Source organism: Holdemania sp. (genome assembly GCF_986127675.1).
Window position 1 is genome coordinate 16,734 of record NZ_CFQZWI010000025.1, and the last position, 15,485, is coordinate 32,218.

Annotated in this window: 18 protein-coding genes and 1 tRNA gene; 14 read left to right on the forward strand and 5 right to left on the reverse strand. The window is 52.0% G+C overall.

The window, feature by feature from the left end; genetic code table 11:
• From AC5OW4_RS05875 to AC5OW4_RS05900, 6 genes are read left to right on the forward strand one after another with little or no spacing between them, the layout of a single operon-like run.
• Positions 1–1,380, forward strand: a complete 1,380-nt coding sequence (locus AC5OW4_RS05875; protein WP_006058774.1) for an RnfABCDGE type electron transport complex subunit D — start codon at positions 1–3, stop codon at positions 1,378–1,380.
• An 11-nt stretch (positions 1,381–1,391) separates the two neighbouring features.
• Positions 1,392–2,639, forward strand: coding sequence for an FMN-binding protein (locus AC5OW4_RS05880; RefSeq protein ID WP_195395366.1), 1,248 nt, complete (start codon positions 1,392–1,394; stop codon positions 2,637–2,639).
• A gap of 12 nt (positions 2,640–2,651) precedes the next feature.
• Entirely contained in the window at positions 2,652–3,302 is a 651-nt protein-coding gene (gene rsxE, locus AC5OW4_RS05885; protein ID WP_072683998.1) for an electron transport complex subunit RsxE, read from the forward strand.
• The gene (locus AC5OW4_RS05890; protein WP_139248583.1) at positions 3,299–3,880 is read left to right on the forward strand and encodes an electron transport complex protein RnfA; all 582 of its coding nucleotides are present in this window, start codon (positions 3,299–3,301) and stop codon (positions 3,878–3,880) included. The genes rsxE and AC5OW4_RS05890 overlap by 4 nt, the downstream gene beginning before the upstream one ends.
• A gap of 3 nt (positions 3,881–3,883) precedes the next feature.
• Positions 3,884–4,069 (forward strand): hypothetical protein, encoded by a 186-nt coding sequence (locus tag AC5OW4_RS05895; RefSeq protein WP_072683999.1) that lies wholly within the window; start codon positions 3,884–3,886, stop codon positions 4,067–4,069.
• A complete protein-coding gene (locus AC5OW4_RS05900; RefSeq protein WP_072684000.1) occupies positions 4,066–4,374 on the forward strand; it encodes an RnfABCDGE type electron transport complex subunit B in 309 nt (102 codons plus the stop codon). Before AC5OW4_RS05895 ends, AC5OW4_RS05900 begins: the two co-directional genes overlap by 4 nt.
• 399 nt (positions 4,375–4,773) lie before the next feature.
• Here the strand turns inward: AC5OW4_RS05900 and AC5OW4_RS05905 are convergent, their stop codons facing one another.
• The 3 genes from AC5OW4_RS05905 to AC5OW4_RS05915 all read right to left on the reverse strand — a co-directional run bounded on the left by AC5OW4_RS05905 (position 4,774) and on the right by AC5OW4_RS05915 (position 6,673).
• Entirely contained in the window at positions 4,774–5,613 is an 840-nt protein-coding gene (locus tag AC5OW4_RS05905; RefSeq protein WP_195395365.1) for a DegV family protein, read from the reverse strand.
• 183 nt (positions 5,614–5,796) lie between these two features.
• Positions 5,797–5,873, reverse strand: a tRNA-His gene (locus AC5OW4_RS05910).
• A gap of 83 nt (positions 5,874–5,956) precedes the next feature.
• Complete coding sequence (locus AC5OW4_RS05915) at positions 5,957–6,673, reverse strand: RcpC/CpaB family pilus assembly protein (RefSeq protein WP_072684068.1); 717 nt, start codon at positions 6,671–6,673, stop codon at positions 5,957–5,959.
• Between the two features lie 130 nt (positions 6,674–6,803).
• On the opposite strand from AC5OW4_RS05915, the gene AC5OW4_RS05920 reads away from it, so the two are divergent.
• The 6 genes from AC5OW4_RS05920 to AC5OW4_RS05945 all read left to right on the forward strand — a co-directional run bounded on the left by AC5OW4_RS05920 (position 6,804) and on the right by AC5OW4_RS05945 (position 12,272).
• Positions 6,804–7,121 carry a PadR family transcriptional regulator gene (locus AC5OW4_RS05920; RefSeq protein ID WP_072684069.1) on the forward strand — a complete coding sequence of 106 codons (318 nt, stop codon included), beginning with the start codon at positions 6,804–6,806 and terminating at the stop codon, positions 7,119–7,121.
• Positions 7,118–8,143, forward strand: coding sequence for a DUF4097 family beta strand repeat-containing protein (locus AC5OW4_RS05925; RefSeq protein WP_195396739.1), 1,026 nt, complete (start codon positions 7,118–7,120; stop codon positions 8,141–8,143). The genes AC5OW4_RS05920 and AC5OW4_RS05925 overlap by 4 nt, the downstream gene beginning before the upstream one ends.
• A gap of 164 nt (positions 8,144–8,307) precedes the next feature.
• Positions 8,308–8,997 (forward strand): M48 family metallopeptidase, encoded by a 690-nt coding sequence (locus tag AC5OW4_RS05930; RefSeq protein ID WP_072684071.1) that lies wholly within the window; start codon positions 8,308–8,310, stop codon positions 8,995–8,997.
• 82 nt (positions 8,998–9,079) lie between these two features.
• Complete coding sequence (locus tag AC5OW4_RS05935; protein ID WP_072684072.1) at positions 9,080–9,775, forward strand: response regulator transcription factor; 696 nt, start codon at positions 9,080–9,082, stop codon at positions 9,773–9,775.
• Complete coding sequence (locus tag AC5OW4_RS05940; RefSeq protein WP_072684073.1) at positions 9,750–11,684, forward strand: sensor histidine kinase; 1,935 nt, start codon at positions 9,750–9,752, stop codon at positions 11,682–11,684. The genes AC5OW4_RS05935 and AC5OW4_RS05940 overlap by 26 nt, the downstream gene beginning before the upstream one ends.
• An 84-nt stretch (positions 11,685–11,768) precedes the next feature.
• The gene (locus AC5OW4_RS05945; protein WP_072684074.1) at positions 11,769–12,272 is read left to right on the forward strand and encodes a hypothetical protein; all 504 of its coding nucleotides are present in this window, start codon (positions 11,769–11,771) and stop codon (positions 12,270–12,272) included.
• A 73-nt stretch (positions 12,273–12,345) separates the two neighbouring features.
• Here the strand turns inward: AC5OW4_RS05945 and AC5OW4_RS05950 are convergent, their stop codons facing one another.
• On the reverse strand, positions 12,346–12,840 hold the full coding sequence (locus tag AC5OW4_RS05950) for a peptidoglycan-binding domain-containing protein (RefSeq protein WP_072684075.1): 495 nt from the start codon (positions 12,838–12,840) through the stop codon (positions 12,346–12,348).
• A gap of 138 nt (positions 12,841–12,978) precedes the next feature.
• Between AC5OW4_RS05950 and AC5OW4_RS05955 the strand changes: the two genes are divergently transcribed.
• Together AC5OW4_RS05955 and AC5OW4_RS05960 are read left to right on the forward strand one after the other, a co-directional pair.
• Complete coding sequence (locus AC5OW4_RS05955) at positions 12,979–13,659, forward strand: peptidoglycan-binding domain-containing protein (RefSeq protein ID WP_072684076.1); 681 nt, start codon at positions 12,979–12,981, stop codon at positions 13,657–13,659.
• Positions 13,660–13,767: 108 nt separating this feature from the next.
• On the forward strand, positions 13,768–14,916 hold the full coding sequence (locus AC5OW4_RS05960) for a MalY/PatB family protein (protein WP_072684077.1): 1,149 nt from the start codon (positions 13,768–13,770) through the stop codon (positions 14,914–14,916).
• Between the two features lie 85 nt (positions 14,917–15,001).
• Here AC5OW4_RS05960 and AC5OW4_RS05965 read toward each other — a convergent pair.
• Positions 15,002–15,485, reverse strand: a 484-nt coding sequence (locus AC5OW4_RS05965; protein ID WP_493676757.1) for a sugar isomerase domain-containing protein, incomplete at its 5' end; no start/stop codon positions are given.

Here is a 15,485-nt window from a genome sequence, read left to right on the forward strand (position 1 = left end):
ATGAAATTTAATTTTAAACCGTCCCCGAACTATCGTGATGGTCAGAGCACCGGCCGGATCATGGGCGAGCTGACCTTGGGGCTGTTGGCGGTATTTGCATTTTCACTGTATTATTATTTTACCAATTTTTCAGCGTCTTACGGCTTGCGGGCAATTCTGTTGATGATCACGGCGATCGTCAGCGCCTGCGGCACGGAGATCCTGTGGTGTGTCTTTACGAAGAAGGACATCCTGAACAGTCTGAAAAATTCTTATCCGTGGGTGACGGCGATCATCTTGACGATGATGTGCCCGCTGTCGATTGAATACTATGCCTTAGCGGTCGCGACAGTGATCGCGATCTTCTTCGGCAAGCTGGTCTTCGGTGGCTTCGGACAGAATATCTTCAACCCGGCGGCCGTGGGCCGTGCGACGATCTTCGCCTCGTTTGCGGGCGCGGCGGCGGCCGATATTGTGACCGGCGCAACGCCGACGTCTTCGATGGCGGCGCAGAACTGGATTATCAATTCCGCGGAAGGCATGAGCAGCTTCCTGAAGCCGTTTGGCGGTTTGGGAAACATGTTTGTCGGTCTGTATCCGGGCGCTATCGGCGAAACAAGCGCACTGGTGATTCTGGTTGTCGGCGTGATCCTGGCGATCCGCAAGGTCATTGACTGGCGCGTTCCGGCAACTTATCTGATCACGTTGTTTGTTCTGGCAGCCGGCGTCGGCCTGATGCACGGCGCGCCGATCAGCTATGCTCTGTTCCACCTGTTAACCGGCGGCGCCATGTTCGGCGCGGTCTTCATGATGACCGATCCGGTCACCAACCCGACCAGCGCTGCAGGCCGGATTATGTTTGCGGTCGGCTGTGCGGTCATCACGATCGTTCTGCGGCTGCGTTCCAATCTGCCGGAAGGCGTCATGTACTCGATCCTGATCATGAACATGCTGACACCGCTGATCGAAAGTCTGACCGACGGCCAGCAGATCAAAATGAAATCTAAGAACATCCGCAACCTGGCGATCCTGTTTGTTGCGGGTCTGGCGATCACGCTGTTGGTCGGCAGCACGATCAAACCAGTTGCCGCGGGTTCTGCGGAAGCAGGCGCGACCAACGGTACGGAAACGACGTACAACGTCACGCAGCATGGCTTCCAGGGCGACAATCAGTTTGAGGTCGTCATCGACACGGCCAAGGGCGAGGTTGTCAGCGTCAAGATGACGGAGTTCAACGATACTCCGGGTATCGGCGACGGCGTCAATGACGATTACCTGAGCCAGTTTGTCGGCGCGAAGAGCGAAGACGACGTCAACGCGGTGGATAATGTTTCCGGCGCGAGCTATACCAGCAAATCGGCGAAAGATGCCATTATTCAGGCATTGAACGCCGGTAATTAAGGAGGTCAGAAATGAAAAAAGCTTTGTATCTGGCCTGTTTCTTAGCCATTGTCAGCGCATTGGCCGGCGGCCTGCTGGCGGCAGTCAACGAAGTCACCGCGGCGAAAATCAATGCCAATGCTTTGGCTGAAGTGATGGGCAGCCTGGAAAAAGTATTCCCGGGCACAACCTATACGGAAGTAACAGATTACACGGATGACTCCGGATTAGTCACCGGCGTCTATCAGGCGGAAGGCCAGGGCTATATGTTCCAGGTCGAAACTTCCGGCTTTAAAGACACGATTAAATTTGTACTGGGCATTGATAACGATTCCAAGATCGTCGGCTACGATGTGATTGCGATTGCGGAAACTTCCGGCATCGGCAGCCGCGTCGCGGAAGACGATTTCAGAAATACCGTCATCGGCAAGACCACCGGTGATCAGATCGACACGCTGTCCGGCGCAACGATTTCCTCCACGGCGGTTGTCAAGGGCTTAGACGCCGCCAAGGCTGTCTATGCTTCGTTAACGGGCAACGCGGCTCCTGCGCCAAGCACCCCGGCAACGCCAGAAGCATCCAAGGAACCGGAAACACCGGCTTCCACAGCGACAGTTCTGGATCAGAAGGCCGACGGCAGCCAGGTTACGGTTACCGTTGAAGCCAAGGGCTTCCAGGGCAACAATACCTATACTGTTGTGCTTGATTCCGACAAGCAGGAAATCGTCAGCGTTGCGATGACGGCGTTCAACGATACGCCGGGCGTCGGCGATGCGGTCAACGATGAGTATCTGACCGGGTTTGCCGGACTGAACAGCGAAGACGCGATCGGCGGCATCGACGTAAAGTCGGGCGCAACGTATACGAGTAATTCGGCTATTGATGCCGTCAAGGCTGCCTGGAACGCGGTTTTCGCAGCGGACAATCAGGATGCGGCGGATCAGCCGGTCGCTGGCGATGACAGCGATGATGCCGCGGTTCTGACATCGGAGGACGGCGCATTAAAGACTTATACTGCGACGGCGAAAGGCTTCCAGGGCGATAACGAATATGAAATCGTCATTGATACTGACAAGCAGGAAGTCGTCAGCGTTAAAATGACAAGCTTTAACGATACGACCGGAATTGGCGACGCGGTCAACGACGAATATCTGGCGGGATTTGCCGGTTTGAAGTCGGACGATGAAATTGCCAAGGTTGACGTCAAGTCGGGCGCCACCTTCACGAGCAATTCCGCGATTGAAGCGGTCCGCGCAGCGTTCGCGGCCAGCCAGAAATGAGGTGGATGAACAATGAATCGTAAAGAGAATTTTACAGCGGGCTTCATCCGCGAGAATCCAGTATTCGGGCTGTATCTGGGATGCTGCTCCACGCTGGCCATCACCACATCGCTCAACAATGCCATCGGCATGGGCGTTTCCGTTATTATCGTTTTGATTTTATCCAACGTCATCATTTCGATGATGCGCAAGATCATTCCGGATGAGATCCGGATTCCGGTCTACATCGTCGTTATTGCGGCGCTGGTTAAGAGTATTGAACTGTTGATCAAAGCGTATGCGTCTTCGATCGACGCGGCGTTAGGACTGTTTTTGCCGCTGATCGTCGTTAACTGTATTATCTTAGGCCGGGCGGAAGCCTTTGCGAGCAAGAACGGCGTGCTGGATTCCGCATTGGATGGTTTAGGCATGGGCTTAGGCTATACCTGCGCGTTGGTCGTCATGTCCTTAATCCGTCAGATTATTGCGACGGGATTAATCAACTTTACCAATCCGTTTACGAACCAGTTGATTTTTGAAGTTCGTCTGATTCCGGAAAGCTTCACGATTTCGATGTTCGGTTCGCCGACCGGCGCATTCCTGACCTTTGCGGTCTTAGCGGCGGCATTGACAGCGTATAAAAACGCACAGGCGGCGAAGGCTGCGAAAAAGGAGGCTAAATAACGATGGCTAACTTATTTACTTTGTTTATTTCGGCAGTGCTGATTAACAACGTCATCCTGTCGCAGTTTCTGGGCGTCTGCCCATTCTTAGGCGTTTCCAAGAATAAAAGTTCAGCGATCGGCATGGGTGCGGCGGTTACATTTGTTATCTTCGGCGCTTCAATCCTGACCTATGGTCTGTATAAGCTGGTTCTGGAACCGAATTCTCTGGAATATATGGATCTGTTGTCATTCATTCTGATCATCGCTTCTTTTGTTCAGTTTGTTGAAATGTTCATCAAGAAGTTCTCTCCGGCTTTATATAAGTCGCTGGGGATCTATCTGCCGCTGATCACAACGAACTGCGCCGTTCTGGGCGTTGCGCTGGATAACATCAAGCAGGGCTTTACCTTCCCTGAAATGCTGGTGTATTCTCTGGGCATCCCAATCGGCTTCACGTTGGTTCTCTACATCTTCTCCACGATCCGGGAACGCCTGGACGCGGCGGACACCCCGGTTTCCTTCAAGGGCAATCCGATCGCTCTGATCGTTGCGGCGCTGATGGCGCTGGCGTTCAGCGGCTTTGCCGGACTGGTTTAATCCATGGTCATCGCAATCCTGGTCTTAATCGGACTGGGAGCGTTGTTCGGCTTGTTCTACTATCTGAATAGTAAAACGCCGGTACCTGAAGGATGCGAGGATCTGACGGCGGAGTGTGAGGGCTGCAAGATTACTTCCTGCGCTCATAACCCCGTACTGAAACAATCAAAAGGAGAGAATAAAGAATGATTACAGCAATTATCATGATGTTTGTGGTCGGCGCCGTTCTCGGTTTGATTCTGGGGATTGCCTCCAACGTGTTCAAAGTGGAAGTCGACGAACGCGTTGAAAAAGTAACGGCAATGCTTCCAGGCTATAACTGCGGAAGCTGCGGCTTTGCCGGATGCTCCGGCATGGCGGAAGCGATGGTGGCCGGCGAGGTCGCTACGGCTTCGGCTTGTAAGCCAAGCAAACCGGATGCCCGCGCAAAGATCGTTGAGTATTTGACGACAACGCCGGGACCGGACGGCAACACGATTAACATTAAGGCATAATGAAACAGCTGTCTGTTTGTTCGCAATTCAAGAACAACGGACAGCTGTTTTTTTGATTTTCTGAATAATTGGACTGATTTGGGAGCGAATGGGTGTTTTTAGGGAGCGAATAGACATTGATGTAAGATCAAAAGCTTGGCTCTTGTTTTTGTTTCAATCCAACAGCTTTAGTGTTGTCAAGTGTTTTGGAGCGAATGGGCGTTTTTAGGGAGCGAATAGACTTTGAAGTAAGGTCAAAAGTTTGGCTCTTGTTTTTGTTTCAATCCAACAGCTTTAGTGTTGTCAAGTGTTTTGGAGCGAATGGGCGTTTTTAGGGAGCGAATAGACGGGGTTCACTGAGTACGATAGTCCTGATTTTTTATATCTGGTAAGAAAATAAAAAAACCGGATCGCTCCGGCTTAGAATTTCAATTTTTTAACGCGTCCGTAACCTAATGTCCGCGGTCCGGTATGAGCCATGATGATGGGACCCATCGCGTGAATGGTGACCGGCTGTCCAATTCGCTCTTCCATCTGCCGTTTCAATTCCTCAGCTTCTTCTTTCATATCAGCTTCAACGATCATCCACTCATACTCAGTGGGATCCACGACTTCTGCGATTGCGTCCAATCCGACTTGATAGGCTTTCTTTACTGTACGAACTTTGCCAAGTACGTCGATACTGCCGTGTTCCACCTTGAGGATTGGGACAATTTTCAGAAGATTGCCCAACGCCGCGGCGGCTGCGGAAATTCGTCCGCCCCGTTTCAGATACTCCAGCTTTTCCGGAATCAGAGCTGCCCACAGATCAGCTTCTTCTTCGATTTTGTTTTTGATTTCATCGCAGCTGCGGCCGGCTTCAACCTGTTCCAGCGCCCATTGACAAAGCCAGGCGAGAGGATAACAGGCAAAACGGGCGTCAACGACGGTTACCCGTCCATCAAAAGCGGCCGAAGCGGTTAGGGCGGATTGATAGGAACCACTTAAACCTGAGGAAAGCGGAATGTAGAGAATTTCATCATATTCTTTTAATAAGTCACTCCACTGTTGAATTAATTTTCCCAAATGCGCCTGGGAGGTCTTGACGATCGCCCCCTGTTCCATCCGGCGAATGAATTCCGGCGTTTTAATTTCCATTTCTTCAATGTATTCCTGACCATCAATCATTAAAGGAAACCGCATGACGGTCAATTTCATCTGTTCTGCTTGTTGGGTATTAATATCGGCGGACGAATCCGTCATCACTGCTATTTTTGGCATCTTTTTCACCTCGTGCTTTACAATTATACCATAAGACATTCCCCGACTGGGAAAGACTTTTCTAAGTTTCCCCGGTTCTTTTGGATTTATTAGACAAATCTTTAAAATTGCCTGGCCTCTGGATAAATTCATCATTTTAAGAAAAAGGACACCTGAATCCAGATGTCCTGTGCGAACTATTAATGGGGCGATCGACGAGACTCGAACTCGCGAATGCTGGAGCCACAATCCAGAGTGTTAACCAACTTCACCACGACCGCCATCAGCGAATACTATTTTACCCTAGATGGCGGAATTTGTAAAGCATAAATTTCAAAAAAAGAAGAAGAGCGCGATCAAAAGTTTAACGCTCGTTTTTTAGCCAGCGAAGCACCTCACTGTCCTCAACTAACTGACATTCAGATTCCGCATAACTGCCGGCGGTTAAATATAACTCGATTCGTCCTTTTTTCTCCGCGATGGACAAGGCAGTGAGATAAGCTTGATCAACAGCTAACAACACCGTTGAAGGCAGCGTGTCGTCCGCCTGAGTGATTCGTTCGCCATTGCGGTTCTGCAGCTCCAGAACGCGTACCCCACGCAGCAGGCAGTCCATCATTTCCTGACCTTCTGGCCATTGTCCATAGACGTAAAGATCGACCTTCTGTCCCGGCTGCATCAACTGGCCGCTGATCTCGCTGACCGCTATGGTCAAAGGGAAGACCGCCTGACCTTCGTTCAATAAAGTTACGCTGAAATCTGCCATCGCTGCCGGCGTTTCAACCATTTCCCGATAGAACAAAGAACCGGCCGGAATTGTGCCCTCAAGCCGTGTCCAGGAACCGACAAGCTCTTCTTCCCGGCATAAAACGTCAGCTTGCAGGTAAGCGGAAGGCACGTCAATCCAGATCAGATCGTCCGCCGCGATCAAATGACGAGGCGGCAGGGTTGAGACGCTGACGGGAACAGAAACCAAAGACAGACGTCGGGCCAGCTCCTGCCGGAATAATAAAATCCCGCTGAGAATGAGGATAAGAGCTGCGGCAGAAACTGCGAGGGTCGTTGCGATTTTTTTCTTCATAGATAAAATCCTCCTACTATAAATATTGCGGAAATTCGCAAATTGCCTTACAATTTTTTAAAATTTTAATGAATAGTATATTGCAATATAGAATAGCTAGTGATATGATCTTGTTAGAAGGAGGGATTGGATGAACGCTCAGTTTAAGAAAGGCGTGCTGGAAATGTGTGTGTTGTCCTTGTTAGCGCAGGATGATCAATATGGCTATGAGCTGACAGAAGCAATCTCGCAGAAAATGACGGTCGCGGCCGGAACGTTGTATTTAATTCTAAAGCGGCTGAAAGACGACGGCGATGTGGAGACCTATCTGGTGGAATCCGCAGAAGGTCCAGCCCGCAAGTATTACCGGCTGACGGAAAAAGGCCGGTCCCACGAACAACAGTTACAAGGCGAATGGCGTGAATTTGTACGTTTAGTGGATGAACTCATCCGGAAAGGAGAAGCATGAACAGAAAAGAATACATGGAACGGCTGCAGATGGATCTGGAGGCTGTTGACGAAACGACGGCGAAGGAAATTCTTCAGGATTTTGCCGATCATTTTGATCAGGGGCTGAGCGAGGGACGGAGTGAAGAGGAAATCAGCGCGGAACTGGGTGATCCTGCGGAGCTGATCAGTGAATTGAACACCCGGCCGCATCATCAGTCGCAGACGGAAGCTCAGCCGGACGCCAGCTCATTGTCTGCGGTTGTCATTGAGGCGGACAGCGCCGATATTACGCTCAGACAGGGAAATGGCAGTGAGGTGCTGGTCGAGTTCTATGACAGCCGCAATCCGCTGCGGGTGCATAATTATCGTTTGGATACCTTTCAGGAAGGCGATATTTATCATATTCATGTGCATCGCTTGCAGAACAGCTGGCTGCGGGCCGGGGCGGGCGAGCATCTGCGGCTGGACGTCACGCTGCCGGCTGCGTGCCTGGACATTAAAATCACCGGGATGAGCGGCGATATCCGCCTGAGGGAAGCGATAAGCTGCGGTAAGCTTGCGGTCGTCACACAGAGCGGGGATATTGAAATCCGCGCCTTGGACGCCGAAGCGGTTCAGCTTACGTCGACCTCCGGTGATATCCAGGCGGCAGTGCGTGGCGAATTAGTCCAGGCGGCATCTGTCAGCGGCGATCTTGACATCACTCAGGCGGAAGGGAAGCTGGGCAAGTTCCGCACGACTTCCGGCGATCTAAAGGTTCAGGGCTGCTTCCAGGCGGTGCTGGCGGAAAGCAAAAGCGGCGATCTGGACTTGTCGATTGAAGAAGCCGAGAGTCTGAAGCTCGATACGATCAGCGGCGACATTCATTTAAAGCTGCCGCGCACAACCGGTTTTCTATGCAGCTTCTCAACGATCTCCGGCGATCTTGGCCAGCATATCGGCTTACCGCTGCAGCGGCAGGGCCGCCAGCTGAGAGCCGGCGACGGGCATGCGCAAATCGCCGTGAAGACGATCAGCGGCGATTTTAAAATCAGCGACTGACAACTGTTCTATCACCTTAAAAAATGACCCGGAGATGTTTGAATAACGCATTGCGCGGGCTTTGAGGAGAATTAGGCAGACAAAAAGACGACGGCGTCCGGCAGGGCGCCGTTTCGTTGTTTCCGGTTTTATGCTATAATAAAACCTCTAAAGGAGTGCGGCTCATGGAAAGCTTGAATATCAATGGGAAAACGCTGCGGCTGACGATTCAGCGCAAACCGATCCGCAATTTAATCCTGCGCTTGAAAACGCCGGACGAATTGCTTGTCAGCGCACCTTACGCCTGTTCGACGGCGGAAATCCTGCGGTTTATCGAAACGAAGCGCAGCTGGATTGCGGCGCATGCCGAAAAGCTTGCCCAGCGGCAGGCCAGACAGGCGGAATCCTCGGCTGACGGGAGTCTGGCGGTATATGGCCGGCCGGTACAGCTGCAGTGGGTGATCGGCAAAGGCAAACCCCGCCTGCAATCGGAGCGGCTGGTTCTCTATGGTCCGGATTCGCAGCCGGAAACAAAGCGGCGGGCCTTCGATCAGTTTGCCAAAACCAGTCTGGAGGCCGAAATTGGACAGCTGCGGCCGCGCTGGGATCAGGTGATCGCCGATTATCATCTCGCGCAGCCTTCGATCCACTACCGGCGCATGACAAGCCGTTGGGGCAGCTGCATTCCGGCTAAATCCAAGATTACGCTGAATCTGAAGCTGATTCATTATCCGCTGGCCTGCGTTGATGCCGTGCTGTGGCATGAATACGCGCATTTGATCGTGCCGAACCATTCGCAGCGGTTTTACGCGGTTATTTTGCATCACATGCCGGACTATGAAGTGCGCAAAGCCCTGTTAAATGGGGATTTGTAAGAAAACTGTAAGGAAAACAATGGAAACGCTTAAGATTTGTCTGGTAAGGTTATAAAAGAGAAAAGCGGGGAGGATAGGACTGATGGAAAACTATAAAATCTTAGTTGTGGACGATGATCATGAAATTGCCGACGCGATTGAAATTTATCTGAAGAGCGAAGGCTATGAAATTTTTAAAGCCTATAATGGCATGGAAGCCCTGGAAATCCTGAATCAACAGAAGATCCACTGCATTCTGATGGACGTGATGATGCCGAAGATGGATGGCATTCAGGCGATCATGCATATTCGGGAAACCTCCAACATTCCGATCATTATCCTGTCTGCCAAGTCAGAGGACATGGATAAGGTGCTGGGCTTGAACATCGGGGCTGACGATTATATCACAAAACCATTTAATCCGCTGGAAATGATCGCCCGCGTCAAATCGCAGCTGCGCCGCTACATGCAGTTGGGGGCGACGGCGGAAACCGGAACGGTGATCGAGGTCGGCGGTCTGAGCATTGATCTGGAAGCCAAGACGGTCACGCTGGAAGGCGAACCGGTCAAGGTGACGCCGATCGAATATCGAATCCTGGAGCTGTTCTTGACGAATCTCAACCGGGTGTTCTCGATCGACGAGATCTATGAACGAGTGTGGAATGAAACCAGCTTCCAGAGTGAGAACACGGTCGCGGTGCACATCCGGCGGATTCGGGAAAAAATTGAGATCGATCCGAAGAATCCCCGGTATATAAAGGTGGTGTGGGGGATTGGATACAAGATCGAGAAAAACTAGCGGGTTTCTGGCGTTCCTGCTTTTTTTCGTGCTGCTGACGGGGCTGTTGTTCACCTCGTCGCTGACGGTGGAAACGCTGTATTCCGCGCAGGGCAAGCAGGCCCTGTATCCCAAACAGATGATCCAGCAGAGCCTGCAGGATCTGGCGCAGCTGCTTTATGATGAAACGCCGCTGGCCATGGAAGTGCAGGAAGACCTGTACTACAATCTGCATTATGTTGTCGAACAGAAAGAGATTTATTTCAACAGCGAAGATGATCTGAAGCTGACTTACGATCAGTTTTTACAACAGTATGGCGGCAAAGGCATGCTGACGCTGACCTGGCAGCAGGGCGAAACGCCGCAGATCACCTACCGCGGCGGCTACTTTCTGATTGATCAGAAGACGATTACGCGGGAAACCGCGGAAACAGCGGTCAGTCTGCTCAAGCTGTATTCGCAGGAAAAAGTCGAGCGGCTGGCGTTGGTGATTCCCGATCAGCTTGCTTACAACACGCCGATGTATTACAGCTATACTTATTTTCAGGAATCCATGAATAATCTCAAGATCTGCTTCTATTCTTCCTTGTGCCTGTTTTTTATCACGCTGGCCTACGGCGTGTTCAAGCGGACGGCAATTACAGCCTTTAACGAGGGGCTGGCGCAGTTTACCGCGAATTTCTGGATTGAAGTAAAGCTGGGCCTGGTGCTGGTGCTGACAGTGATGATGCTTTCTTTGTGGCTGCCGTTGCCGTTATCGGCTACGGTGACGTTTTGGGAATTCTATGTTTTAGTCAACGAGCTGCATTTCCATGGCCTGAAACCCTTCCATCATAATATCCTGAATTCTGCGATGAAGACTGTCAGGCTGATCAGCGGCCCCTATGGCTATCAGAAAAAATGGCTGACAGAATTTCTGCTTTTAGTGGTGTTCGAGGTCGTCTGCGCGTTTATTTTATGGACGATGATGTTTTCTTCCTTCTTAGGCTTTATCGGCATTCTGGTGTTCGTCTTGATCTTTGCGGCGGCATTTCTTGTTTTGTTTCTCTATATCAGGCGGATGATGACATTCATGCAGGACTCTGCGACGCTGGCGCAGCAGGTGGAAAATATTCGCCGCGGCCGGCTCAACGAAAGCTTTGAATTGAGCGAAGGCAGTCTGCTGCAGCCGGTCAGCGATAATCTTGAAAAGATCCGCGAAGGCGTCAGTCATCAGGTGGAGGAGCAGCTTAAGAGCGAAAAGCTGAAAATTGAATTGATCACGAATGTATCGCATGATTTAAAGACGCCGATCACCTCGCTGATCAACTACTCCGACCTGTTGACGAAAGCGGAAATCCAGCCGGAATACGCGCGGGATTACGTGCGGATCATCACGCAGAAAAGCGTGCGGCTGAAGAATCTGATCCAGGATCTGTTTGAGATCTCCAAAGCCGCCAGCGGCAACCTGCAGATGGATCTGCGCAGGCTGGAAATCAACGGACTGCTGATGCAGACGCTGGCTGAGCTGGACGAAAAGATCGAGGCCAGTTCCTTGGAGTTCAAGATTCAGTATCTGGACACGCCGGGCTATATTCTGGCCGACGGCGGACGATTGTATAATGTTTTTGACAATCTGATTACCAACGCGATCAAATATTCGATGGAAAATACCCGCGTCTACATCCAGATTGAACGCATGGATGATCAGATTTGCATCAGTTTTAAAAACATTGCGAATTACGAGCTGAAATTTGATCCCGGTTCTCTGACCGAACGGTTTGTCCGCGGCGATGTATCCCGCTCCACCGAGGGCTCCGGACTGGGACTGGCGATTGCGGAAACTTTCGTGACTTTGATGAAGGGGCAGATTGAGGTCAGCGCCGACGGTGATCTGTTTAAAATTGAAATTCGATTTGCGGAATTGCCGCAGGACCACGCTGAAATGTAAGCTCAGCGGCTTTCCTGGATTCTGATCTGATAAAACAGGCCGGTACGGGGCAGACTAAGGGCAGAATGAAAAGGAGGCAGTTTCATGAAGAAAATCATTCTGTGCGCCGGAATCTGTCTGGCGGTGCTGGCCGGCTGTTCCTGGAATAAAAATAATTCGCAGCCCGCGCCTTCCGCTTCGCCCAGTCCGTCGCCATCCGCTCTGCCGACGATTGATCCGGCCATCACGGAAGCCAGCGATATCGTCGGGGAAACAACGGCGTTTGGAACGCCGATCGTGTCCGTTCAGATGAAGGACGGCAAAATCAGCTGGGTTTCGATCGACGAGATCACCGAAGATACGACGAAGAAAGCGCTGGGCGATCAGTATAAGCTGGGTGAACAGGCGATCGCCGGCTGGAGCGAGCAGATCAAAGCGCTGGAAGACTACATCGTCGCGCATGGTCTGGACGCTGTGGACGTCGATGAGGAAGGCAAAGCGGCGAACGAAGATCTGCGGACGCAGTGCACGATCACGATTCAGAACTATTTGCAGACGGTAGAAAAAGCGGTCAGTCAGGCTGAACATCCTGAACCTGTGCAGAAATAACGCGGCCGGGCAACGATCTGAAGCATGAAAAAAACCGGAACTTCCGAGGTGGAGATTCCGGTTTTATTTTTGTCTAGTCGATTAAGGCGATGATCTTATCCCAGGTCTTTTCGCCAATTTTGCCATCCGGCGTCAGACTGTGGGCATTTTGAAACGCAATGACCTTGGCTTCGGTTTTGGCGCCGAAAACGCCGTCGGCTGTAATCGGGGTCGACGGCAGCGTAAGCCGATTCAGATAGTTCTGCATTTTCTGGACTTCCAGTCCCGTGTCGCCGTATTCCAGCGGCGGCTGCCCGCTGCCGGGATCCGGGTCGGGATTCGGACCGGGGCCGGGATTCGCCTTGTATTTAGCGATAATTTTATCCCAGGTCAGGGTACCGATGATTCCGTCGGCCGTTAAACCGGTGTGTCTTTGGAAAATCATGACAGCGTTTTCTGTGGCGGGTCCGAAGGAGCCGTCTTCTTTTAAAACAGGAAGGTCAGGGTACGAAGAGCGCAGGACGTTCAGATACTGCTGCATTTTCTTGACCGCCAGCCCGGTATACCCTCTGCGAATAACATAAGCCATGTGAGTAAATCCTCCTTTCATTAACAAGGTATGTCTAAGGGAGAGGACCGAAAGGGAACGTGCCTAACGGGAATTCATTTGGTTATTGGCCTTTTCTCTTCCGCGTGAGCTGCATACGGTATACTGGAGGTGAAAACCATGAGAATTTTGATTTACAACGATCAAACCGATAAGATGGAAACGTATTCGCTGCGCTGCTGCGATAACATGCCTTATACGGCTTGCTGCCGGTTTACAGTCGGCGAGTTCATGCGTAATTCCCACAGCCGAACGATTGGCTGGTCGACCCGGCGGTTTCTGCGGTCAACCGATGAACTGATCCGGCGGTTTGGCATGAAGCCGCGCATCAGCCGGGCGTTTCGGCGGGCGTGGAGCGCTGAGGAACCGATGATTTTGACGCACATGCTGGGGACGGGAGTTGATCTGGGACGAAACCTGTCGCTGTCGGGGCTGCAGCAGCTGGTCACGCTGGCGGAAGATCAGGAGTTGTTAGATGTGATCACCGACCTGCAGCATACCCGGATTGAAGCCCACATGCATCATCAAAATGAAGCGGCCAGCGACTTTGTTCCGTTCGCGCAGATTCAGAAAGGCGATCAGAAGACCGAGGTCTGTGTGGCGCAGGATGCGCTGTGGGCGCTGGGCTATCCAGTCACGAAGATCAGCGGCGTGTTTGACGCGGAACTTGATCGAGTCGTACGGGCGTTTCAGCGGGATCAGGGGCTGGTTGCGGATGGAATTATCGGAAGACTGACCTGGGAAGCGTTGATGTCCCAGCTGCGGCCGGTTCCCGGTATTGATGATGACATCGCAGACTGAACTTCAACGGAAAGAAAAGAATGAAATGGCCTGATTTCAGGGCCATTTTCGTTTGCGTGGATCGTGGGAAAAGGTGTTATAATGAAAAAAAGAGGGAGAAGACCAACCATGAATTTTGATGAATACATCGACCGCAGAAATACGCACTGCGTCAAGTACAGTCAGGCTAAAACCGCACAGCGGCCTCAGGATGCGCTGGTGATGACGCTGGCGGACATGGATCTGCCTTGCTGCAAAGCGATCACACAGGCCATCGTCGAGCGGGCGGCGCATCCGTTTTACGGCTATCAGCAATTTGACGAGGTCTTGCCAAAACGGGTGTGCGCGTGGGCAAAGGAACACAGCGGAGCAATTCTGGATCCGCAGACAATTCAGATCGCGCCCAGCGTCAACACTGCGATTGCACTGTGCGTGAGGGCGCTGACGCAGCCGGGGGACGGAATACTGATCCAGAATCCTTCGTATAGTCCATTCCGCAAAGTCGCTGAGCTGAATCAGCGGCGCTGCGTGATCAACGAACTGATTCAGAAGGACGATCATTATGAACTGGATCTGGCTGATTTTGAAGCGAAGCTCAGCGAGGTAAGGATGTTTATTCTATGTTCGCCGCACAATCCAACCTCCCGGGTATTCAGTCCGCAGGAGCTGGACGCGATGTTATCGTTGTGCCGTCGATATCACATCGCCGTGATCGCCGATGAGATCCATGCGGATTGGGTATATGGGACAATGACGGCGGCCAGCGCTCTTGATCAGAATGTAATTACCCTTTTATCGCCAAGCAAGACGTTTAACCTGCAGGGGATGCAATGTTCGTTTATGTTTATCCCCGATGCTGATCAGGCGCAGGCGGTCCAACGCGAGCGTGATGCGCTGGCGTATATGAATAATCAGACTTTCTCGCACGCAGCCGCGCTGGCCGCTTACAGTGAGGAAGGCGCGGCGTGGCTGGACCAGGCGAAGGCGTATGTGCAGGAAAACACGCGGGTTTTTTGCGCGATGCTGAAAACGGCCGGTGTGTCGCTGAAGCCGATGCGGCTGGAATCGACGTTTCTGTTGTGGGTAGACTGCAGCGGCTGTTGTAAAACCGACGCGGAAGTCGTCGATCTGTTTGAAAACCGCTGTCATATCTATGGCAGCACCGGTTCGCATTATCAATCCGGCAAACCGTTTATCCGCTTGAATATCGCCGCGCCCCGCAGCGTGATTGTGAGGGCGGCGGAGCGGCTGATCCGCGCGCTTTCGCAGTCGTGCTGAAGGAAAGAAAGACGCCAGAGCATAAAAATAAGAACACCGCCGGTCGGCGGTGTTCTTTGGCAAGGCTAAGTCGGGAAGCGCTGGCCTACAAGTTGCGGATGCGATAGAAGTATTTATCGACGAGTTTGTCGTTATGCTCCGCTGCCGAGGCGTCCATAAAGGCGATGTGGCCGTTGAAGTAGACATCCGGATCCAATCCGCGCTGGACAAGCAGCTCCACCGTCTGGGTCAGCACGGCGTTTTGCAGATAAACGGCCGGGATCGTCGAGGTCGAGCCGATCTTCATCGGGAAGCCTTCGATCTGGACCGCCGCGTCGCCGATCAGCGAACAATTATCTAAGACAATATCGCAGACGTCTTTTAATTTCCTGCCGCTTTTATGCTTGGTCGTCAGATAATCGCTGTATTCGACGGCCGTGATCGCGATCGTCGGAATGCCTTTTTCTTTGGCGCGCAAGGCGGCGTCCACCGGTACGATATTGTTGCCGGAATTGGAAATGATGATCATGCAGTCATTGGGCGTGACACGGTGATAATCGACGATATGGCGGCCGATCTCGTAGGTGTTT